The organism is Nostoc sp. PCC 9305 (assembly GCF_963920915.1).
Lineage (GTDB): Bacteria > Cyanobacteriota > Cyanobacteriia > Cyanobacteriales > Nostocaceae > Nostoc.
The window spans coordinates 25,214-46,753 of record NZ_CAWUDN010000031.1 but is presented as its reverse complement, the minus strand read 5'-3'; the positions used below and the strand labels follow the sequence as shown (position 1 = coordinate 46,753).

Here is a 21,540-nt window from a genome sequence, read left to right as displayed (position 1 = left end):
CCTCTAATCGCTTTACTAAAGCAGATCGCGCAGCGTGTCGCACACAGGTAAGTTTTCCTTCAGTCTGTTGCCCTCTACATTAATTTTTCAGACTTAAGGAATAGAAATTTCTATTACTAATGATAGATCAAAGAACATTATCTATAAGTTACATTTTAATATTAGTGATTTTAAAGAATTATTAGTAACTTTCACTATTAACTAATTATTCAAAAAAGTCAAAGTCAATTATTTACAGAAAAACTAATTATTCAAGATTTACTTATGTATGTAGCTTTATGGCCGGGGAATGTATATCCTTTAGGTGCAACTTGGGATGGAAAAGGAACAAACTTTGCTTTATTTTCGGAAAATGCAACAGGGGTAGAGCTTTGTTTATTTGATAACGATGACGAAGAAATTCGCATACCTTTGACAGAGAAAAACAATTTTGTTTGGCATGGTTATTTACCAGGAGTTGGCCCAGGTCAAAAGTATGGGTTTAGAGTGCATGGCATGTGGGCACCGGAGGTAGGTCATAGATTTAATCCCAACAAACTATTAATTGACCCCTACGCTAAAGCAATTGATGGTGAGTTTAGTAACGATCCCTCTGTATTTGGCTACTCTCTAGACGCTGAGGAAAAAGACCTAGTTTTTTCCGAACTAGATGATGCCAAAATAATGCCCAAGTGTGTTGTGGTCGATCAATCTTTTGATTGGGAAGGCGATCAACTGCTTGCTACACCTTGGTATAAAACTGTTATTTATGAAACTCACGTCAAAGGTTTTACTAAACTACACCCAGCTATTCCAGAAGAGTTGCGCGGTACTTATGCCGGGTTGGCGCATCCGGCTGCAATTCAACACCTACTGCAATTAGGAATTACAGCAGTTGAGTTGATGCCAGTACATCACTTTCTATCTCATCCGGGACATTTAGAAGATAAAGGATTAAGCAATTACTGGGGCTACGATTCCATCAATTATTTTGCTCCCTATTCTAGTTACAGTGCTAGTGGGACTGGGGGAGAACAAGTCAATGAATTCAAGCAAATGGTCAAAGCACTACATTTTGCTGGAATTGAAGTGATCTTAGATGTAGTCTATAACCACACCGGCGAAGGAAATCATTTCGGGCCAACGCTATCTTTGCGAGGTATTGATAATTCTGTATATTACCGTTTAGTAAAGGACGATCCTCGCTACTACATGGACTTTACAGGCTGCGGTAACTCTCTGAATGTGCGTCATGCTCAAGTTCTGAAGTTAATCATGGATAGCCTGCGCTATTGGGTAACAGAAATGCATGTAGATGGTTTCCGGTTTGATTTGGCCTCGGCGCTGGCACGGGAATTATATGAGGTAGATAACCTATCAGCTTTCTTTGATATTATTCATCAAGACCCAATTTTGGCAGATGTGAAGCTGATTGCTGAACCTTGGGACTTAGGAGAAGGCGGCTATCAAGTTGGGAATTTTCCCCTGCGTTGGTCTGAATGGAATGGTAGATATCGGGATACAGTACGAGATTTTTGGCGTGGTGTAGATGATAGTTTGGGACAATTTGCTTACTGTTTTACCGGTAGCCCTGACCTATATCAAACCAACGGGCGCAACCCAAATGCAAGTATTAATTTCATAACTGCTCATGATGGTTTCACGTTAAATGATTTGGTCAGCTATAACGAAAAGCATAACGAGGCAAACGGGGAAGACAGTAGAGATGGTGAAAGCCATAATAGATCCTGGAATTGTGGTGTAGAAGGCGAAACCGACGATCCAGAAGTAATGCGTTTGCGCGAACGGCAACGACGAAACTTTTTAGCAACCCTAATGCTATCTCAAGGTGTCCCAATGCTATTAGAGGGGGATGAAATTGGCTGTAGTCAAAATGGAAATAATAATGTCTACTGCCAAGACAATGAAATTTCTTGGCGGCATTGGGATTTGCATAAAGCGAACTCGGATTTACTAGACTTTACACGCGAACTAATTAATTTTCGCCATCAGCATCCAGTATTCCGACGACGTAAGTGGTTTCAAGGTCGCCCCATTCACGGTTTAGGTATTAATGATATTGCTTGGTTTAATTCTGATGGCAGTGAAATGACTGAGCAGCAGTGGCTAGTTAGTTATGCCAAAGTAATGGAGATTTTTTTGAATGGGCAGGGAATTGCTACTCCAGGCGATCGTGGTGAGCGGATTATTGATGAAAGTTTTCTAATATTTTTTAACGCTCACTATGAGTTAATTAACTTTGCTTTGCCTAATGAATTTAAAGAGAAGGTATGGGAGATAGTAATTGACACTAATGAACCTCGCTTTTTAGACCGAGGAAAATTAGTTTCAGGTTCTCAAACTTTACCAGTTACAGATCGCTCTTTGATGGTGTTACGCCTGATCGGTTAGCAATAAAAGAAGAAAAAGATACTCAAGTTTATAGAAAAATATATTTTTCTATAAACTTGATAAAATGCTTCAACGATTTTTACTCGTAACTCTAATTAGAAAACGCAGAGCTTCATTTACAGCTTCCGAATTGGGAAACATTTTGGCAACATCAGGTTCTAAAAAAACTGTCAATTTTTCAATATTATTAAAATTATCTTCACCATTTATTATATTGGTGTCTGCCAAACCCTGATTTGATTGAGGTTGGTTCTGTATGATGCTTGTTTGGGAAGATGCAGCATTTAATTTATTAACTAGTGATTCCCAACTAGTAACTTTCAGATTAAAGTGAACCTTTGCATCCCGTAATGTTTTAAACTGTTGCTTCAGAATATCAACAGTATAAGTATACTTATTAGATACGTGTTTCTCTGCATTTAGGTCTGACTCAACCATATCAACTACTTCATTAATAAGTCGGTCATGATTTTCGGCAATTTGAGCAGCAGCCCCTAAAATCCGAGAAGTTGCTGTTATTTGTACATCTGTCTCTTGTTTAAGGCGATCGGCAATATTGCGAATTTGATCTCCCAGCCTCGCTTTACCTTGTTTTTGCGTGGTTAGTAGTGATTTTTTGCTCATGAGTATGCTTGTTTATTCAGAAAGTATGTCTTTAATTGCCAGCCAGATGCGTTTAAATTTTTGTACCAAACTCATAGGATTGTTAGTTGTTTCTTCTTCCACCGAATCAACTAAAGATTGAATCCGATCCATACGCTCTGCTACAAGGTAAAGACTGTTTACTGCTTCATCCTTACTTGCTAAAGAGTCACGCAGTAGCACAACCATCTGGGCAATTTCTCGTTTTAGTTTTTCATTCTCGGCTTTCCGGCGAGTTTCCCATCCCTTAATACTAGCTTTGGAACGACGCTCATGTTTGAGTTCTGCTTTAGCCTCATTGTATAAAGTCAAATACATTTCTCGTTCAGAGTTGGCTGCATCATATTTGGTAAGCAAGTCAGTTGCTCTCGCTTTTTCTTCGTTATAGAGACAGAGTGTTTGTTGATGACTTTGTTGTTCATCAATATAGAAGCGATAATTTTGAGTTACTTGCTCTTTTAGCTCATTAGTTTTGATTTGGTAAGTTTGAATCTTTTGCTGATGAACATGAACTAGCTGAAATATTTTCGCTTTTTCTTCGTTATAAAGGTAGAGCGTCTTTTGATGATTTTCTTGCTCATCAAGATAGAAGAGATAATTTTGAGTAAATCGCTCTTTTAGCTCATTAGCTTCGAGTTTTAGCTCATTAGCCTCAATTTGATAAGTTTGAATTTCTTGCTGAACATGAACCAGTTGTGATGCAGCTTCGTTTGCACGTTGTTCTGCTTCATCGCGTTGAGATACAGCTTCCTCATTTTCTTTCGCACGTTGTTGCCATTCATCGCGTTGGGCACGAACAGTCATCAATAGCTGTTTAAGCTCATGAAGAGAAGGTGGTTCTATATGCTGCTTTGAGTGAATATGAATAGGAGGTTTGCGCCCTAGATTTTTCATTGCGATAATTTAAGTTACTATGTGAGTATTCGTGATATTTAAATATAAAAATTTAGTTTAGCCGAGATGAACTCATTGAAGTGTGATCTCGGTTCTATTAGTAATATGATCTGACTCTGGGTTGATATAGCGGTTCTCAGTTGAGTGAGGTACAAGAACCCCACCCCCAACCCCCTCCCCGCAAGCGAGGAGGGGGCTATGGTGTACAAAAAACGCTATATATCTTTTAGTCTGCTTCAAACGCTCAAATTCCCAAACGTGCAATCTCGAAGGGCTAGAGATATTGCGCTTAATAAGCAAGCTAACCTTTGAAAGGCGAAGGAGAATAAGCTTCAAAGCCTCTTCTCTTGTAGCAATTACGAATTACGTTAATATTGATAAACATAGACGCTTCACAAACACAATAGAAAGCAATAATTTATGATTCAAGCCTTACGCAAAGTAGTTACATTCGATGAATTCGTTGCTAAATATCCTGACAATACAGGAAAACGTTATGAATTGCATGATGGAGTAATTGTAGAGATGCCGCAACCTACAGGCAACCATGAAGAGGTAGTTGGATTTTTAGCTTTTGAAGTTACTAGAGAATGTATTCGTTTAAATCTGCCCTACTTCATACCCAAAACAGTATTAGTCAAACCGCCTGAAAATGAATCTGCTTACTCACCAGATGTGCTGATATTAAATCGTCCCAATTTGATAAACGAACCTCTGTGGAAAAAAGAATCTACTGTAAGCCTTGCGGAATCAATACCTTTAGTAGTTGAGGTAGTGAGTAGCAATTGGCGTGATGATTATTTAAAAAAAGCTGCTGACTATGAGGCTGTAGGCATCCCGGAATACTGGATTGTAGACTATACTGCTTTAGGCGGTAGGCGATTTATTGGCAACCCCAAACAACCAACTGTCTCGCTCTACACTTTAATTGAGGGAGAATACCAAGTTAGCCAGTTTCAAGGTAGCGATCGCATTATCTCACCTACTTTCCCCGAATTAAACTTAACCGTCGAACAGATTTTTCAAGCTGGCGCATACCCTGTATAGCCCTGACAGTGTTAGAAAAGAGCGATTTCCGTTGCAAATGAAATTTGTTCTCGCAAACTCTTCAGTAAATCTAGAGTTTTTTCGTAAGCAACTTTTTTTCCTTGCTGTCCATAATACTCAGATGCTTTTTGTAAATCAGCGATCGCTCCTAAATGATATCCTAAGCGATACTGAGCTACTCCCCGATTAACGTAAGCCTGGGCATTACTGGGGTTAAGTCTGATGACTTGAGAAAAATCACGCACTGCACCAAAGTCATCTCCGTTTCGTCCACAAGCACAACCCCGGTTAAAGTACGCTCTATAATCATTAGCATTGAGGCGAATTGCTAGATTAAAGTCGAGCATGGCAGCTTGGATATCTTGCAAGACAAAATGCGCTAAACCTCGGTCATTATAGATATCTGCAAGCAGTAAGCTACTGATTCGGGGAATTTGAGTTAGGGCTAAATTAAAGTCAAGAATTGCCTCCGAGTCTTTCCCATCCCCAGCACGGGCTAGCGCTCGGTTGTAGTAAGCTCGAAAATCGGATGGTTTAAGTGCGATCGCTCGATTATGATCGACAATGGCAGCAGGATAATCCCCTTGTCTGTAGTGTGCTACTCCCCGGTTTAGATAAGCCTCGAAGTTATCTGGTGCAAAATTTATGGCTTGAGTACAATCTGCGATCGCTTGATGGTAATCTTGTAATTGGAGATAAGCAAGACAGCGATCGCTATAAGCTACAGCCAAATCTTTCTCAAGTTCAATAGCCTGGTTGAAATTCTTTATTGCTTCCTGATAATCACCGCGTCGCATCTTATCTACACCCAACTCTAAGAAATCACTCGCTGTAATTTGGGTAATTAAAATGGGTGAGGAATGTGCGGGTAAAGTCAAAAAAGTGAGGGGTAAAGCAATAATTATACTGAAAAATAATCGCCATAAATTACTCATAATACCAAATTAGGATAGGTAGTATTGTTTGATATTCTTGGAACAGTCTTTTTGTAAAGACTCTTAATCCCAAATTGGTATATGCATCCTAATACCTTTCGGTTAAGGGGAAAAGGGGAAGGGGAAAAGGGAAAAGAAAAACCTTTAACCTTTACCATTTAACCCAATTTCAAGTTAAAAATGCTTAACCGAACAGTATTGATAAGCATTCTGTTTTATAATTTCGGCAACTCTAAAATTAGCGGGGCTTTTGTCCCGCTAATTATTAATTTTTGAAGTTAGATTTTAATCTACTTCCATTCTTTATCTGCTTGTGAAAGTACATAAGCAGCTACATTTTCAATTTGTTCAGACTTCAAACGTTTGCCGAAGGCGGGCATAGCACCTTTACCGTTTGTAACCTGGGCAATAATCGCCTCTGCTGAGTACAAACCATACTTTTCCAAATCCGCCTTCTTCAGGCTTTTGGCAGCATTAACCAGATTTTTTCCTCCTGCGTGACAAGAGGCACAATTAGCACTAAATACTTTAGCTCCACCAGCAGCATCTGCTGCCAAAGCTGGACGACTGAAGGCAAAGGTGAAGATTGCTATGCCTAACAGCATGACTGTAATCATTTTTTTCATTTCGTGTTCTCTCTGCAATAACGGCTTATTCGGTGCAATATCCTCCATAATTGTGAGTTGACCTGTTGCCATAGTCAAATGACAAGCTGTCAAACTTTGCTTTATTAAATAAAGTTTTTGGATTTTGAATCTTGGTGATTTTAGATTTAGGTTTATTAGCCCAAAGCAATATGTAAATAGAATATGCTTCTCTCCAAAATACCCTAGCTTGCTTATTTGCAAAAATGTGCATTTATGCTGATGATTAAAATCCCAATTTATATAATTCTGAATATTTTATAAAAAAATGATTAAAATTTAAGGATGAAATATTAAAAATGAAAATCTTCCTGATTCATTCTTTATACTTCATCCTGTATTTTTTATTTTACGGAACCTAATCGAGTAAGCATATCTTCTGTGACGCGACAAATCCGCCAATCATCTAATATAGATGCTCCCATGCTACGGTAGAATGCTTGGGCTGACTCATTCCAATCTAAGACACTCCACTCTAATCGCCCACAATCCCGTTCTACAGCTATCTGAGCTACTTTAGTTAGGAGAGCCTTGCCAATACCTTGCCTGCGATATTCTGGTAAAACAAATAAATCTTCCAGATAAATTCCCGGCTTAGTCAGAAATGTTGAATAATTATGAAAAAATAGCGCAAAACCAACAGCTTGACCAGCAGATTCCGCTAATATTGCCTCTATATACTTCCGCGAACCAAATAAATGCTCCTGAAGTGCTAGAGCATTGCCAGCGATCGCGTGAGATAATTTTTCATATTCTGCAAGCCCTTCAATTAATTTAAACAGTACGCTGCAATCGTCTGCTTGGGCAAAACGCACAATCAAATTGCTACCCGAAGTCATTAGTCTATAGTCCATAGTTTATAGTCCATAGTCTATAGGTAACTGGGCAATTTATTTTGAGTATTCACTAAACAAGAGCCGAAAAAAGCTACAAAACGCCCGATTTTTGCGAATTGCAAAGCTAATTAAGTTCCAGATTGCATCTCTATCTTGAGCAATGTAATTAAATCAACCAACCTTTTAAGCGTTTGGCTATGTGAGGACGACGTAATTTCCGCATGGCTTTGCTTTGAATTTGACGCACTCGCTCGCGAGAAAGATTGAACATATTGCCAACCTCTTCTAAGGTGCATGGTTCGCTACTTGTCAAACCATAACGCAGAGAAATCACATCTTTTTCTCGTGGAGTTAACACATCACCCAAGACTTCCCAAATCTCCTGACGCATCATGTTTTCATTCATTTTTGCTTCTGGAGACAAGTTATCTTCATCTTCTAGCAAATCCATCAATTCCGTGTCTTCTTCTTTACCGACGCGGTGGTTGAGAGAAAGTGCTTGTCGCCGTAGCTGCTGTAGCTGGCGTAGTTGTTGCACGCTAATCTCTAAATATTCTGCCATTTCACCTTCGGTAGGATTACGACAGAGTTTTTGTTTGAGTTCCCGTTGGGCTTTTTTTAGCTTGTTAAGCTTTTCAACAATATGAATCGGTAGTCGAATTGTTCGCGCATCGTTAGCTATCGCTCTAGTAATCGCTTGTCTAATCCACCAATAGGCGTAAGTAGAAAACTTATATCCTTTATCGGGATCGAATTTTTCTGTAGCGCGATTTAAACCCATTGCTCCTTCCTGAATTAAATCCAGAAAAGGCACTCCCCGATTCAAGTATCGTTTAGCAATAGAAACTACCAATCTCAAGTTCGAGCGAATCATTTTGCGTTTCGCTACTCTCCCTTGATACAAGCGACTTTCTAGTTGCTTTTCCGTCATTCCTAACTCGGAAGCCACTTCTAATTTGCTGGCTTCATGTTCCAGTTTTAACCCTAAAACCGCTTGTATTTCTCTAAATTCTTCTAGAAACCTGACTCGCCGCGCTAACTCTACTTCTTCATCAGCTTTTAAAAGCGGATAACGCGCCATTTCTTTAAAAAATGCGCCGACAGCATCATCATGTTCGGTTTTGTTGTATCCCGAAGGACGAGCCGCCGCCATGTTATCGCCATCGCGTTCGTCTGATTCCAGATTTTCTACTACAATTGGAGATTCTTCTTCTGCCACTGCATTTAAACTATCGAGTGATGGTTCTTCGATATCAGCAGCATTCTCCAGTATTTCCATCTTTCCCAATTCAACAATATTCATATTTTCCTTTAGGGATTGTTGCTTTGTTTGGTACATAATTTATTTACACCTACTCGTTTGAGGCTTGGTAGTTTTCCCTAATGGACGATGCACCCGTAAAGAATAGCGAAATGTAGGCTGATGCTAATTTGTCTATAGAAATAAAAATCGGCATCTACCTAGTATCTATAGGTTACAGTTATATACAACCTATAACGAAACTTACCTTAGCACCCAGCAAAACTTTTTTCTTAGATTCCCAACAGGTATATTCTTCATTTTTTTCTGAATTATCAAATATGTCAAACCCCCTCAAACTTTCTCAACCTTAACAAATATAAAAATTCCAGCTAACCATCCAAATTTCTTAAACTTTCATATATTTTTCTAAATATTTATAATGTTTTAGGCGCTGGATACCACTGTATAAAAGGAAGACCTACTAATAGGTTACGCATTCCCGATTTGATTTCAAGTTACCTACACGATCCAAATTACAAGAGTAGGAGTTTAATTTTGGAACGATCTTACTATGTATAAAAGCATCTCATATACAGAAAGGGTTGAATATCTACCGATAGGCGGAAAAAGGCTACTCCATATTTAGTAGATAGAGTAACTGTTGCAGCAATAGCCGACATGCTTTTATTTGTATAGTGGGCACCAAATATTTATTGCATATATAGTTGATACGAATTTGTCTAGTAGATTACATAAGAGGAAAATTATCAAGTATTATGAAGAATAACAGTATTGAGAAATACCATTTAAATTGAAGAAAGCGAAAAACTAAAGTTTAGTTAGCTAGGTTGATTTTGACCAGCTATGTGAGGGAAATAAATATTGAATTAATTATAAAATTAGCAAGTATGTATATTAATGACATAAATTTATCTCCTTTAGTGGTGAGTGAGCCGAGTGAATCATATAAGTCAGGTGAAACTGTTAATCGGTGGGTTGAAGTATTGGTAGACTGTCCAGGAGCCTCAACGGAATTAGAGAAAGGGGAAAAACTGTATACGTATCGATTACCTGCCAAGTTAGAAGTAAAACCAGGGGATATTTTGAGTGTGCCATTTGGTTTACAACGACTGGGAGGGGTAGCTATTCGTATATTGGCAAAACCCCCAGCAGATTTAGCAGCAGAAAAAATCAAGGAAGTAGAAGATGTCATTCAGAGGGATTTCATCGGAGATAGTTACTTTACTCTGCTGGAACGAGTATCACAGTATTATTACACACAACTGATTCAGGTGATACGTATGGCGTTGCCGCCTGGATTATTGAGGCGATCACAGCATCGCATTCGGCTCAAGCGAGAAAACATTCCCAATGGTGCAGTAGAATTCCTTGGTTTAAAGGCAGCTCGTCAAATTCTCCAAATTCTGCAATCTCAAGTTGATGGGGACTACAGTTTCAAATTCCTCAAGCGCCAGGTTCAAGGATTTGACTATGGAAAGAAGCAATTACTCGAACGCAATTGGGCAGAAAGTTATGTGGAATTACTTAGATATTCTCAACCCCAGACAAAACCAGTAGTCACGTTAGTTGCCGATGGATCTTACATTGATTTAAATAAGCGTCAGCGGGAGATTTTAAAAGTTCTACGCGATTGTGGTGGCGAGTTGTGGCTAAATGAGTTTCTACAGATTTGTAAGACAACTACCCCTACCCTAAAAGGGTTAGAACAAAAGGGCTGTATCGTCATCGAAGAACGGGAAGTATTGCGAAGGGAACAAGGCCCAGTATTAGCCAAAGATCAACCAAAGTCATTAAATACAGCTCAAGCTAGCGCCTTAGCGACAATCCAGACACTAGATGAATTTGCTCAAGTTTTATTGCATGGGGTGACAGGTTCAGGAAAAACCGAAGTATATTTGCAAGCGATCGCACCTCTCCTCAATCAAGGTAAATCTGCCCTGGTTTTAGTCCCAGAAATTGGACTCACACCCCAGCTAACCGATCGTTTTCGCGCCCGTTTTGGTAATAAAGTCAGCGTTTATCACAGCGCCCTTTCCGATGGTGAACGTTACGACACTTGGCGGCAAATGCTCATGGGAGAACCTCAAGTTGTCATTGGTACTCGTAGCGCCGTTTTCGCCCCTTTGCCCAACTTGAGTTTAATTATTTTAGATGAAGAACACGATAGCAGTTTTAAACAAGATTCCCCTATACCCACCTACCACGCCCGCACCGTTGCCCTGTGGCGAGCCGAATTAGAGAATTGCCCCTTGGTGTTGGGTTCCGCTACGCCTTCGTTGGAAACTTGGGTAAGCGTCAGGAGGCAGGAGGCAGGGGGCAGGAGGCAGGAGGTAGAGGAAGAATTTATAACTCCTCACTCCTCACTCCCAACTCCTCACTCCTCACTCAGCACTCAGCACTCAGCACTCAGCACTCATTACTTAAGTTTGCCTGAGCGCATCAACTCCCGCCCTTTACCGCCGGTGGAAATTGTTGATATGCGGCAAGAGTTGCAACAGGGAAATCGTTCTATATTTAGTAGATCGCTGCAAGCAGCTTTACAAGAGTTGCAAGAAAGAAAACAACAGGGAATTTTATTTATCCATCGCCGGGGACACAGTACTTTTGTCTCTTGCCGCAGTTGTGGATATGTGTTGGAATGTCCGCACTGTGATGTATCGCTGGCGTATCACCATACCGAAGAAAAAGCGCCGGAATTATTGCGGTGTCATTATTGTAATTATGCGCGATCGCACCCCAAATTTTGCCCTGATTGTAGTTCCCCTTATCTGAAATTTTTCGGTAGCGGTACTCAACGGGTAACACAGGAACTAGCGCGACAGTTCCCAGAGTTGCGCTTGATTCGTTTTGATAGCGATACCACCCGTAACAAAGGCTCCCATCGTACCTTACTTACTCAATTTGCCAACGGCGAAGCAGATTTATTAGTCGGTACGCAAATGCTCACCAAAGGTTTGGATTTACCACAGGTGACACTTGTGGGTGTTGTCGCCGCCGATGGATTACTAAATTTATCAGATTATCGTGCCAGCGAACGAGCCTTTCAAACCTTGACTCAAGTCGCTGGACGTGCTGGTAGAGGTGAAGATCCAGGTAGAGTGATTGTGCAGACTTATACTACAGAGCATCAGGTAATTGCAGCAGTGCGATCGCACGATTATCAGTCTTTCTCTCAAGCGGAATTAGAACAACGCCAAGCACTCAATTATCCTCCTTATGGGCGGTTAATTTTGTTGCGCTTAAGTAGTCTCGATCCCATTCAAGTGCAAAATACGGCGCAAGTTATTGCCACAGCCTTGAGTACGGAAGAAGAATTCGAGATATTGGGCCCAGCACCAGCGAGTATTTTACGGGTAGCTAATCGTTATCGTTGGCAGATATTGATTAAATTTGCCCCGGATGCCTTACCGCGATTACCAGATTGGGAAGAAGTGCGATCGCTTTGTCCTTCGTCTGTAAGTTTAACTATTGATGTAGACCCATTAAATATTATGTGATCGTTATGCGTAGGCGTAGCCCCAATACGGTTCGGTTAAAGGGGAAAGGGAAAAGGGAAAGGTTTTGAATACATCCTTTACCCTTTACCCCTTCCCCTTTTCCCAGGCCGGAGGAAAGTGAAAAATGCTTATCCGAACCGTATTGGGCGTAGCCCGTCGTAGACATCGTAAATTACTACCCCCAACGAGCCAAAGCCTAACTTTGGCTCGTTGAGGTAGAATAACCGTGGAAATCATAGCTAATTATAAAAACATGATATTAACTGCATATTAACAGTACATTTAGAAATGAACTCTGCCCGTACCAATTAAAGATTGGTTTACGGTAATAATTTTGAAGATTTATTGCTTTTTACGTAATCATACTGTGGCAAGTTGAGGAATTAGAAAGTTCCTTTATAATTCTCTTAAAAAGAAGTTCAGTATTTATGTAATTTCAAGTATTTACTAAATAATTTTTATACATTTTGGAGAAATGCTTCCCTGAGACTTGCGGTCATTACGTTCGTTTCTAGTCAGTGAAGGATTACCAGAAATCATCATTGCAGATACCTGGCCAATGTTAATGGACTACTCACGTATCAACTACGAACACAACGGCAAGGCATACTATGATTTACAAGATCAAACCCAAAATACTGGTATTAGCAATTGTTCAAGGGATTGCTTTCCAACCAAATGACGCGCCTGTACCATCTGGGTATATTAAAGATATCGGTCAAGCCTACAATGATACTAGAGGCTTTGGTTGGGTGCGTGAAGATAGCTTAGGCAATAGTACACACACTCCCCTTGATATCCAACTCAATACACGCGATCGCAACCAAAGTGGCATCGATCGGCGACTAAATAGACTGATTCATCTGCAATATCCTCTTAGCAGTGCGGGAACAGCAGTCAGGATACCTGCTGCTTGGGAATATGCCCTATCTAATGGTTCCTACAATGTGACTGTTAGCGTCGGTGATGCTAGTAATACTGTAAATAGTAAGCACCAGATTAATATAGAGGGGACGGCTGCTATTTCTGGCTTTGTACCAACGGCAACCAAAAAGTTTGCCGCAATTACCCGGATTGTTAATGTTGCCGATGGCAAGCTCACAATTGATGCTAAAGGTGGTAAGAATACCAAACTCAATTATATTGCGATCGCACCAGGTAATCGTCCCTCGATCAGAACGACCAATCCCAATGATGGTCAGACAAATCTCTCGCCAGATATTTCGATTACAGCAGACCTAAATCTTCCCAATAGTGGGATTGCGGTCAATACTATTTCTGCCTCCACTATCAAGCTGATTGATTGCAGCACTAACACGCAAGTCAATACCACTTACAACACTTCCGGTGGTGGAGATGTGATTGTAGTGTCTCCGATCAATCGTCTCAAGAACAATACCAAATATTTGTTACAAATCACCGACGGGGTTAAAGATAGCAATGGTGCTGCATTCTTACCCTATAGCATCAGTTTCACAACAGGCACTTTTGTAAACCCAGTAAGCAATATTACTTTCGAGCAAATCTCACTAGCGAATGTACCTACCAAATCTTACACCACAGTCTTGATTGGGCCTGACAATAAACTATATGCTGCCACCCTACTAGGTGAGATTTTGCGTTTCCCGATCAATGCTGATGGTACTCTGGGTACGCCACAAACGATTTCCTCATTGCAGACTGCAAATGGTGGTAATCGAACGATCGTTGGTATGCACTTCGATCCCTCATCAACCAATGCCAGCAACCTAATTCTCTGGGTAACAAATAACTACTACTGGAATGGAACTATTGATGCACCAGAATGGAGTGGCAAGATTACTCGTTTAAGCGGCACCAATCTAGAGATAGTAAAAGACTATGTGGTTGATTTACCGCGATCGAGTCGGGATCATCTAACCAATAGCATTGAGTTCAAGCCCAACGAGCCAAATGTGCTGTATGTGTTGCAGGGTAGTAATAATAGTACGGGCGCACCAAACACTGCCTGGAGTAATCGTCCTGAGCAGTTGTTAACTGCTGCTGTATTACGAGTTGACCTGTCCAAAATCACCTCACCTCCTTTAAGCGTTAAGACAGAAGATGGAGGTACTTATAACCCCTTTAATCTGGGAGCTGCTGTAACTATCTTTGCTAGTGGTATACGTAATGGCTACGATCTAGTTTGGCATACCAATGGTCAGTTGTATGTGCCAACGAATGGTTCGGCGGCTGGTGGCAATACGCCAAAGACACCTATCCCTTTACCTCTTGCCTGCCAAAACCGGATTGATAAAACTACTAATGGGGCTTATACTACTCCATCGGTGCCTGCTCTTAGCAGTCTAGGCACGCAGCGAGACTTTCTGTTTCGCGTTGTTAAAAATGGTTATTATGGCCATCCCAATCCGAAGCGTTGTGAGTGGGTGTTGGGGGGAGGAAATCCCACAGATGGTACAGACCCAGTTCAGATCAATGAATATCCCATTGGTACTCTACCTGACCGCAATTGGAAGGGTATTGCCTTCGATTTCGGAGAGCATTTTTCACCTAATGGCGTCATTGAATATCGTAGTAATGCTTTAGGTGGTCAGCTGCAAGGCAAACTGCTGGTGACACGCTTCAGTTTAGGGAAAGACATCATTGTGCTAACACCAGGTGGCGCAAACTTGGATATTGTAAATTCCCAAACGGGTATTAGTGGCTTCACTGGTTTTAACCCAAGTCCATTGGATTTGGTTGAGAATCCCACGAATGGAAATCTCTACGTGGCGCAACTCAGTCAAGAGACGGGCATGGGCAAAATTACACTTCTGCGTCCACTTAATTAATATCAGTACCGAGCGATCGCAATCAATTCATGCTTATAGCTGAAAAGGGTTTTTACTGAAACTGCAAGCATGAATTGATTGCATTTACTCTCCCACAAGCATTTATCGAACAGAATTCAGGAATCAGAAGTCAGAATTCAGTTGGGTATTCTGTATGACTGGCGGATAGCGAGTCTTCGTACTCTTACAGAGAAGCAAGCTACGCTTTTAGCGTCTCGTAGAGAGCGTCTTGATTGTGACTCTTGTTAGCGGATAGCTAAGGTTTAGCCCATTCTGACTTCTGAATTCTTTTTCAAGTGGATTTATTTAAATCAACGGTTACGAAGCATCCAGAATTTTATAACCCGCAACTTGGGTTAATATGATGTTAATACTTAATTCCAAACAATTCGGCTACACTAATTTGCGAATGTATAAAAGCCAGCAGCGGGATTTGAACTCGCGACCTTCCGATTACAAGTCGGATGCACTACCACTGTGCTATGCTGGCAAATTTGACGGTTACTCTTAATTAGCAACCACGATTCATCATTGTACCATAATCCATTTATTTGTCTAGCTGTAAATTCTAAAAAATATCTAGTCAGTTCTAAAACTATATTTTCTTGGCACGGCTGAATAAAGGAACAGAAATATATAATTATTTTTTACAGATTACAAGCATGGCAGCATTGCTCGGACGAGATTTATTAAGTCTAGCGGACATCAGTTCTACGGAACTTCAAGAACTCCTGCAATTGGCAACTCAACTTAAATCACAGCAGTTGAAGTTGCAGTGTAATAAAGTTTTGGGGTTGTTGTTCTCCAAAGCTTCAACTCGTACACGGGTAAGTTTTACAGTAGCGATGTACCAACTTGGTGGACAGGTAATCGATCTTAACCCTAATGTCACTCAAGTTAGTCGCGGGGAACCTTTGCAGGATACGGCGCGGGTGTTAGATCGATATCTGGATATTTTGGCAATTCGCACTTTTGCCCAGCAGGATTTGGAAACTTTTGCTCGCTATGCCAAGATTCCGGTGATTAATGCACTTACCGATGCAGAACATCCTTGTCAGGTATTAGCTGATTTATTGACGATTCAAGAAAGCTTTGGCACTCTAGCTGGGTTAACTTTAACCTACGTGGGCGATGGGAATAATGTGGCTAATTCTCTGATGTTGGGCTGTGCTTTGGTAGGGATGAATGTCAGAATTGCTACTCCTAGCGGATATGAGCCAGATTCTAAGATTGTAGAGCAAGCAAGAGCGATCGCTAATCACAAAACTGAAGTCCTCCTCACTCACGATCCAGAATTAGCCGCTAAGGGAGCTGCTGTACTTTACACTGATGTTTGGGCGAGTATGGGGCAAGAGGCAGAAGCCGATAACCGGATGCCAATTTTCCAGCCTTACCAAATTTCGGAACAGCTATTGAGTCTTGCCGAGCCAGAGGCAATTGTTTTACACTGCTTACCAGCTCATCGCGGTGAAGAAATTACCGAGGCAGTTATTGAAGGTTCCCAATCACGAGTTTGGGAACAGGCAGAAAATCGTCTCCACGCTCAAAAAGCTTTACTTGCAACTCTTTTAGGGGCAGAGTAAGGGAATAGGGCACAGGGGATAGGGTATAGTTTTCTTCCTTATAACCTGTAAGCTCTAACCTGTAACCTGTAATATTCTTTATTTGTCAAAAGGCAAAAGAGAAGAAAATAATTTTGCTTTTGCCTTTCATATTTTTACTTTTCTCTTGTTATAGGGAGTTTTTTGTAGTACTAATGTTCTAGAGACATTTATAATTACTTCTCGGAAATTTATGGAACGTCTAACAGAAGCTCAACAAGAACTTTACGAATGGTTAGCAGAATACATCAGATCGCATCAGCATTCGCCTTCTATTCGGCAAATGATGCAAGCGATGAACCTGAAGTCACCAGCACCAATTCAAAGTCGTTTAGAACATTTACGCACTAAAGGATATATCGAATGGACTGAAGGACAAGCGCGAACGATTCGGATTTTGCGTCCTGTTAAACAAGGTGTACCAATTTTGGGCACGATCGCTGCTGGTGGTTTAATAGAACCGTTTACTGATGCTGTAGATCATTTAGACTTTTCTAATTTCGATTTACCTCCTCAAACCTATGCTTTACGCGTAGCTGGCGATAGCATGATTGAAGATTTAATTACTGATGGCGATGTGGTATTTCTGCGTCCAGTAGCAGAACCAAATCATTTAAAAAATGGTACTATCGTCGCCGCCAGAGTTGATGGATTTGGTACGACATTAAAACGTTTTTATCGCCAAGGCGATCGCGTTACCCTTAAACCAGCAAATCCCAAGTACAATCCCATAGAAGTCAGCGCTATGCAAGTACAGGTGCAAGGTTCACTCATTGGTGTTTGGCGTGGTTACAACTGAGTAGTAAGAAAGTGATGAGTTATGAGTGATGTTAGCGATAGCGGGGCGTTTAGCCCGTGATGAGTTTTAAATTACTTACTAACTCCTAACTCCTAACTCTCAACTCCCAACTCCTAACTCCCAACTCCCACTATGTACCTGACGCAAAATCCAGTGCAACAACTGCCCACTTTCCGGTTGAAATTACCTTATGCAAGGGAAAGTAAGGGCAGTTATTATACGCAACCATTACCAGGATGCCCAAGAATGCCTGTGTCTCTGCAATTGCGGCAATATCAGCGCCAAGCGATCGCAAGCTGGTTTACTAACAATGGTAGAGGGACGCTGAAAATGGCTACTGGTAGTGGTAAAACCATTACCGCATTAGCGATCGCTTGTGAATTATATCAACAGATTAATTTACAAGTTTTGGTGGTGGTATGTCCCTATCGTCATCTTGTTACCCAATGGGCGCGAGAGTGTGAAAAATTTAATTTGCAACCCATTTTAGCCTTTGAGAATTTACGCACTTGGCAAAGTCAACTTTCTACGCAAATTTATAATCTGCGTTCTGGTTCTCAACGGTTTGTTACTGTAATTACTACAAACTCCACTTTAATTGGAGATGGGTTTCAGTCTCAACTCAAATATTTTCCCGCCAAAACTTTAATTATTGGGGATGAGGCGCATAATTTAGGCGCACCCAAGTTAGAAGAAAGTTTGCCGCGCACTGTTGGGTTGAGACTAGCTTTATCTGCCACACCGGAAAGATATTTTGATGATTTTGGTACGCAATCTTTATTGGATTATTTTGGCCCAGTTCTCCAGCCAGAGTTTACTTTGAGGGATGCGATCGCTCAAGGCGCTTTGGTACATTATTTGTATTATCCCGTGCTGGTGGAGTTAACTGAAGCCGAAAGTATTGCCTATTTAAAGTTAACTAAAAGAATCGGGCGATCGCTCTTATATCGAGAACGAGAAAATAACGGAGATTTTGAAGACAATGAAGATTTAAAGCCCTTATTGATGCAAAGAGCAAGATTAATTGGGGCGGCGGAAAATAAATTAAATGCTTTGCGGGATTTAATGATTACTCGCCGCGAAACCAGCCACACTCTTTTTTATTGTAGTGATGGTTCCCAAGATGCGGGACAACGTTCATCCCTTCGCCAACTCAAAGCTGTTGCTAAAATTCTCGGAGTAGATTTGGGGTATAAGGTAAGCACCTATACGGCTCAAACATCTTTACAAGAAAGGGAAATATTGCGCCATCAATTTGAAAGTGGAGAATTGCAGGGTTTGGTGGCAATTCGTTGCTTAGATGAAGGTGTCGATATTCCAGCAATTCAAACTGCGGTGATTTTATCAAGTTCTGGTAATCCTCGCCAATTTATTCAACGACGGGGACGAGTTTTACGTCCTCATCCAGCTAAAGAACGTGCCACTATATTCGACATGATTGTTTTACCACCAGATTTAGATAGAGAAACTATAGAAGTTGAACGCAATCTGTTGAAAAAGGAATTACGTCGCTTTGTAGAATTTGCTGATTTAGCTGATAACGCAGGCGTTGCCAGAATGAAGTTACTTGATTTACAAAAGCGATATGGTTTATTAGATATTTGATGATGAACTATATAGTTGTATTATTTTGTAAAAATTTTCGAGTTTTGAAAAAAGAAGCATTAAGTATGAAATAATAAAATTATGAGTTAGATCATAATGGGATGTAAGTGGCTTTAAAAATTTCACTTACATCCCATTATGATCTAGATTCTAATATTAATAGTAACAGAAGACGATTCAATAATAAAGTCTTTTTTCAAAGAAAATTATAAATTTAAAAAAATAGTTTTGGCAAAATTAAAGATAACGCTAACAGTGGCTTTACGGAGGTAAATACAGCACTAGAGAAAGTTAAAATATAGAGAAACTATCTTTCCAAATCCCATATGTCACAAGAGGCGAATATCGATGACGTGCAAGAGCCAATAAACAGCGCTCCGCCGGAAGTACGACAAATTATTGAGCGAGTATGGAAGGAGGAAAAAGGTAGGTTAGATAAAAAAACTAACACCCATATAAATGAGAATATTTTGAGAATTATCAAGGAAGAGGTGCGATGAAGCTAACTTCAATTAAGCTATGCAACTTTCGCTCCTTTTATGGTAAGACACCAGAGATGCTTCTAGCTGGAGGAGATGTTCACAACACAACGATTATTTATGGGAATAATGGCTCTGGAAAAACTAGTTTACTAAATGCCTTTACTTGGGTATTATATGAGAAATTTAGTGCAGCCTTTGCATCGATAGAACAGTTAGTTAATAAAAGAGCGATCGCAGAAACTCCAAAAGGCCAAGCTGTAGAATGTTGGGTAGAGATTGGCTGGGAACATGAAGGAAAACGCTATCGAGTTAAACGCGCCTGTCGGGGTTATAAAAACGAAGGTGATTTTGATGCTGGGAAAACCCAATTATCTATATGGGTTGGCGATGACGATGGCAAATGGAAGATCCAAGAACAGCAACTAGAAGATATAATTAATCAAATTTTACCCGCCACTTTACATCAATATTTTTTCTTTGACGGCGAACGAATTGAACAAATAGTCCGTTCTGACAAAAAAGCTGAAATTGCCGAAGCGATAAAAATTTTCTTGGGTGTGGAGGTAATCAACCGTTCTATCAGACATTTGGGAGATGCTAAAAAAACTCTAGAAAATGAGTTAAAAGCCATTGGTGATTCCCAAACTAAACAGCTATTACGAAAGCAAGAAAAGATAGAGCAAGAGCGGGAACGGATTAGCAAACGGCAAACTGAAATTAAAGAAGAGTTAGAATATCAACAAACTTTTAAAAAAGAAACAAGTAACCGTTTGCGAGAACTGAGCGCTGCTAAAGAATTGCAAGAAAGATGTCAGAATTTAGAATCGCAAAAAGCGGCGAATCAAGAAGAATATAAAAAAGCGAAAGAAGCGCTGAAAAAAGTTATTTCGGCGCGAGGTTATACAGTTTTATTGTCACAAACTACAGCACAGTTTCGAGGAATCATCAATGATTTAAAACAGCGAGGCGAGTTAACATCAGGAATTTCGCGGGAATTCGTCAGTGATTTACTCAATTCTCAACGCTGTATTTGTGGTGCAGAATTACACGAGGGTAATCATTCTCATACTCATGTGAGTACTTGGTTAAATAGAGCAGGTTCCTCGGTGGTGGAAGAAACTGCAATTCGGATGATAGCTCAAGTAGATGAAATTGATAAGCAAGCTATAGGATTTTGGGAAGAAGTTGATAGAGAACAAACTAGGATTAATCAGTTAAGACAAAACATATCTCAAATTGAAGGCGATTTAGACAATATTCAAGAACGATTGCGAAAAGATGCTAATGAAGAAATTAGCAGCTTGCAAAAACGGTTAGATGAAATTGAAAGTAAAATTGATGAATTAAATCGAGAACAAGGTGCAAATCAGCAGCAAATTGCTCAATTCACAACTGAAATTGAAGGTTTAAACAAACAAATTGCCAAACAAAAGCTGAATGAAGACAATCAAACTTTAGCGCAGCGACGAATTAATGCCACTCAAGATGCAATCGAACGGTTAACAGAAGTTAAAAATCGTCAAGAACAACAATTTCGTTTGCAACTAGAAAAGCGAGTACAAGAGATATTCACAGAAATTTCTGTAACTCCATACATTCCTAAAATTAGCGAAAAATATGAACTGACATTAGTAGAAAATACCACAGGTATAGAAGCACTAGTGGCAGCATCCACCGGGCAGAATCAAATCCTCAGTTTATCATTTATTGCCAGCATTATAGATAAAGTACGGGAATGGAGTAAGAAACGAAAAATGATGATGATTCCCGATAGTAGCACTTTCCCAATTGTCATGGATTCGCCGTTTGGTAGTTTGGATGAAAGTTCGCGGCGACACGTTGCGAAGACAATTCCCCAATTAGCGAATCAGTTGATAGTTTTAGTTACTAAGACTCAGTGGCGGGGTGAAGTTGAAGCAGAAATGACAGAGAGAATTGGTAGAGAATATGTGCTGACGTATTATTCTTCTAAGCCGGATTGCGAACAAGATGATATTGAGTTGGGTGGAGAAAGATATCCTTTGGTGAAACAAAGTCCGAATGAGTTTGAGTATACTGAAATTATCGCAGTTGAACGTAATGTTTAAAGGATA

Annotated in this window: 14 protein-coding genes and 1 tRNA gene; 8 read left to right on the top strand and 7 right to left on the bottom strand. The window is 40.3% G+C overall.

Translation table 11 applies throughout. The features are described from left to right. Nucleotides 1-264 precede the first annotated feature (264 nt). Nucleotides 265-2,391, top strand: a complete 2,127-nt coding sequence (glgX, locus tag ACM0OX_RS13970) for a glycogen debranching protein GlgX (protein ID WP_414515515.1) — start codon at nt 265-267, stop codon at nt 2,389-2,391. Nucleotides 2,392-2,460: 69 nt separating this feature from the next. Here glgX and ACM0OX_RS13965 read toward each other — a convergent pair whose 3' ends face one another. Continuing rightward, on the bottom strand, nt 2,461-3,015 hold the full coding sequence (locus tag ACM0OX_RS13965) for a hypothetical protein (RefSeq protein WP_414515514.1): 555 nt from the start codon (nt 3,013-3,015) through the stop codon (nt 2,461-2,463). Nucleotides 3,016-3,027: 12 nt separating this feature from the next. Further along, on the bottom strand, nt 3,028-3,927 hold the full coding sequence (locus ACM0OX_RS13960; protein ID WP_414515513.1) for a hypothetical protein: 900 nt from the start codon (nt 3,925-3,927) through the stop codon (nt 3,028-3,030). A 420-nt stretch (nt 3,928-4,347) separates the two neighbouring features. Here ACM0OX_RS13960 and ACM0OX_RS13955 point away from each other — a divergent pair, with 420 nt between their 5' ends. Then, entirely contained in the window at nt 4,348-4,974 is a 627-nt protein-coding gene (locus tag ACM0OX_RS13955) for a Uma2 family endonuclease (protein ID WP_414515511.1), read from the top strand. A gap of 11 nt (nt 4,975-4,985) precedes the next feature. Here the strand turns inward: ACM0OX_RS13955 and ACM0OX_RS13950 are convergent, their stop codons facing one another. From ACM0OX_RS13950 to ACM0OX_RS13935, 4 genes are all read right to left on the bottom strand, one after another. Further along, nucleotides 4,986-5,909: a tetratricopeptide repeat protein gene (locus ACM0OX_RS13950; protein WP_414515510.1), complete on the bottom strand. Its 924-nt coding sequence runs from the start codon at nt 5,907-5,909 to the stop codon at nt 4,986-4,988. 290 nt (nt 5,910-6,199) lie between these two features. Beyond that, nucleotides 6,200-6,535: a cytochrome c6 PetJ gene (petJ, locus tag ACM0OX_RS13945; RefSeq protein WP_335198940.1), complete on the bottom strand. Its 336-nt coding sequence runs from the start codon at nt 6,533-6,535 to the stop codon at nt 6,200-6,202. Between the two features lie 362 nt (nt 6,536-6,897). Next, nucleotides 6,898-7,392 carry an N-acetyltransferase family protein gene (locus ACM0OX_RS13940; protein ID WP_414515509.1) on the bottom strand — a complete coding sequence of 165 codons (495 nt, stop codon included), beginning with the start codon at nt 7,390-7,392 and terminating at the stop codon, nt 6,898-6,900. Nucleotides 7,393-7,555: 163 nt separating this feature from the next. Further along, on the bottom strand, nt 7,556-8,728 hold the full coding sequence (locus ACM0OX_RS13935; RefSeq protein ID WP_414515508.1) for an RpoD/SigA family RNA polymerase sigma factor: 1,173 nt from the start codon (nt 8,726-8,728) through the stop codon (nt 7,556-7,558). A gap of 812 nt (nt 8,729-9,540) precedes the next feature. On the opposite strand from ACM0OX_RS13935, the gene priA reads away from it, so the two are divergent. Then, entirely contained in the window at nt 9,541-12,150 is a 2,610-nt protein-coding gene (priA, locus tag ACM0OX_RS13930; protein ID WP_414515507.1) for a primosomal protein N', read from the top strand. Between the two features lie 611 nt (nt 12,151-12,761). Continuing rightward, complete coding sequence (locus ACM0OX_RS13925; protein WP_414515506.1) at nt 12,762-14,960, top strand: Ig-like domain-containing protein; 2,199 nt, start codon at nt 12,762-12,764, stop codon at nt 14,958-14,960. 418 nt (nt 14,961-15,378) lie between these two features. Here the strand turns inward: ACM0OX_RS13925 and ACM0OX_RS13920 are convergent. Next, a tRNA-Thr gene (locus tag ACM0OX_RS13920) sits at nt 15,379-15,450 on the bottom strand. Between the two features lie 172 nt (nt 15,451-15,622). Between ACM0OX_RS13920 and argF the strand changes: the two genes are divergently transcribed. From argF to ACM0OX_RS13900, 4 genes are all read left to right on the top strand, one after another. Then, entirely contained in the window at nt 15,623-16,543 is a 921-nt protein-coding gene (gene argF / locus ACM0OX_RS13915) for an ornithine carbamoyltransferase (protein WP_414515504.1), read from the top strand. 211 nt (nt 16,544-16,754) lie between these two features. Further along, nucleotides 16,755-17,360, top strand: a complete 606-nt coding sequence (lexA, locus tag ACM0OX_RS13910) for a transcriptional repressor LexA (protein WP_163929533.1) — start codon at nt 16,755-16,757, stop codon at nt 17,358-17,360. Nucleotides 17,361-17,492: 132 nt separating this feature from the next. Then, nucleotides 17,493-18,965: a DNA phosphorothioation system restriction enzyme gene (locus ACM0OX_RS13905; RefSeq protein WP_414515503.1), complete on the top strand. Its 1,473-nt coding sequence runs from the start codon at nt 17,493-17,495 to the stop codon at nt 18,963-18,965. 496 nt (nt 18,966-19,461) lie between these two features. Continuing rightward, nucleotides 19,462-21,534, top strand: a complete 2,073-nt coding sequence (locus ACM0OX_RS13900; RefSeq protein ID WP_414515501.1) for an AAA family ATPase — start codon at nt 19,462-19,464, stop codon at nt 21,532-21,534. Nucleotides 21,535-21,540: the final 6 nt, after the last annotated feature.

Bases quoted from the DNA above. Each gene is read 5' to 3' on its own strand.
- glgX (WP_414515515.1), top strand. From the start codon at position 265: ATGTATGTAGCTTTATGGCCGGGGAATGTATATCCTTTAGGTGCAACT.
- ACM0OX_RS13965 (WP_414515514.1), bottom strand. From the start codon at position 3,015: ATGAGCAAAAAATCACTACTAACCACGCAAAAACAAGGTAAAGCGAGG.
- ACM0OX_RS13960 (WP_414515513.1), bottom strand. From the start codon at position 3,927: ATGAAAAATCTAGGGCGCAAACCTCCTATTCATATTCACTCAAAGCAG.
- ACM0OX_RS13955 (WP_414515511.1), top strand. From the start codon at position 4,348: ATGATTCAAGCCTTACGCAAAGTAGTTACATTCGATGAATTCGTTGCT.
- ACM0OX_RS13950 (WP_414515510.1), bottom strand. From the start codon at position 5,909: ATGAGTAATTTATGGCGATTATTTTTCAGTATAATTATTGCTTTACCC.
- petJ (WP_335198940.1), bottom strand. From the start codon at position 6,535: ATGAAAAAAATGATTACAGTCATGCTGTTAGGCATAGCAATCTTCACC.
- ACM0OX_RS13940 (WP_414515509.1), bottom strand. From the start codon at position 7,392: ATGACTTCGGGTAGCAATTTGATTGTGCGTTTTGCCCAAGCAGACGAT.
- ACM0OX_RS13935 (WP_414515508.1), bottom strand. From the start codon at position 8,728: ATGTACCAAACAAAGCAACAATCCCTAAAGGAAAATATGAATATTGTT.
- priA (WP_414515507.1), top strand. From the start codon at position 9,541: ATGTATATTAATGACATAAATTTATCTCCTTTAGTGGTGAGTGAGCCG.
- ACM0OX_RS13925 (WP_414515506.1), top strand. From the start codon at position 12,762: ATGATTTACAAGATCAAACCCAAAATACTGGTATTAGCAATTGTTCAA.
- argF (WP_414515504.1), top strand. From the start codon at position 15,623: ATGGCAGCATTGCTCGGACGAGATTTATTAAGTCTAGCGGACATCAGT.
- lexA (WP_163929533.1), top strand. From the start codon at position 16,755: ATGGAACGTCTAACAGAAGCTCAACAAGAACTTTACGAATGGTTAGCA.
- ACM0OX_RS13905 (WP_414515503.1), top strand. From the start codon at position 17,493: ATGTACCTGACGCAAAATCCAGTGCAACAACTGCCCACTTTCCGGTTG.
- ACM0OX_RS13900 (WP_414515501.1), top strand. From the start codon at position 19,462: ATGAAGCTAACTTCAATTAAGCTATGCAACTTTCGCTCCTTTTATGGT.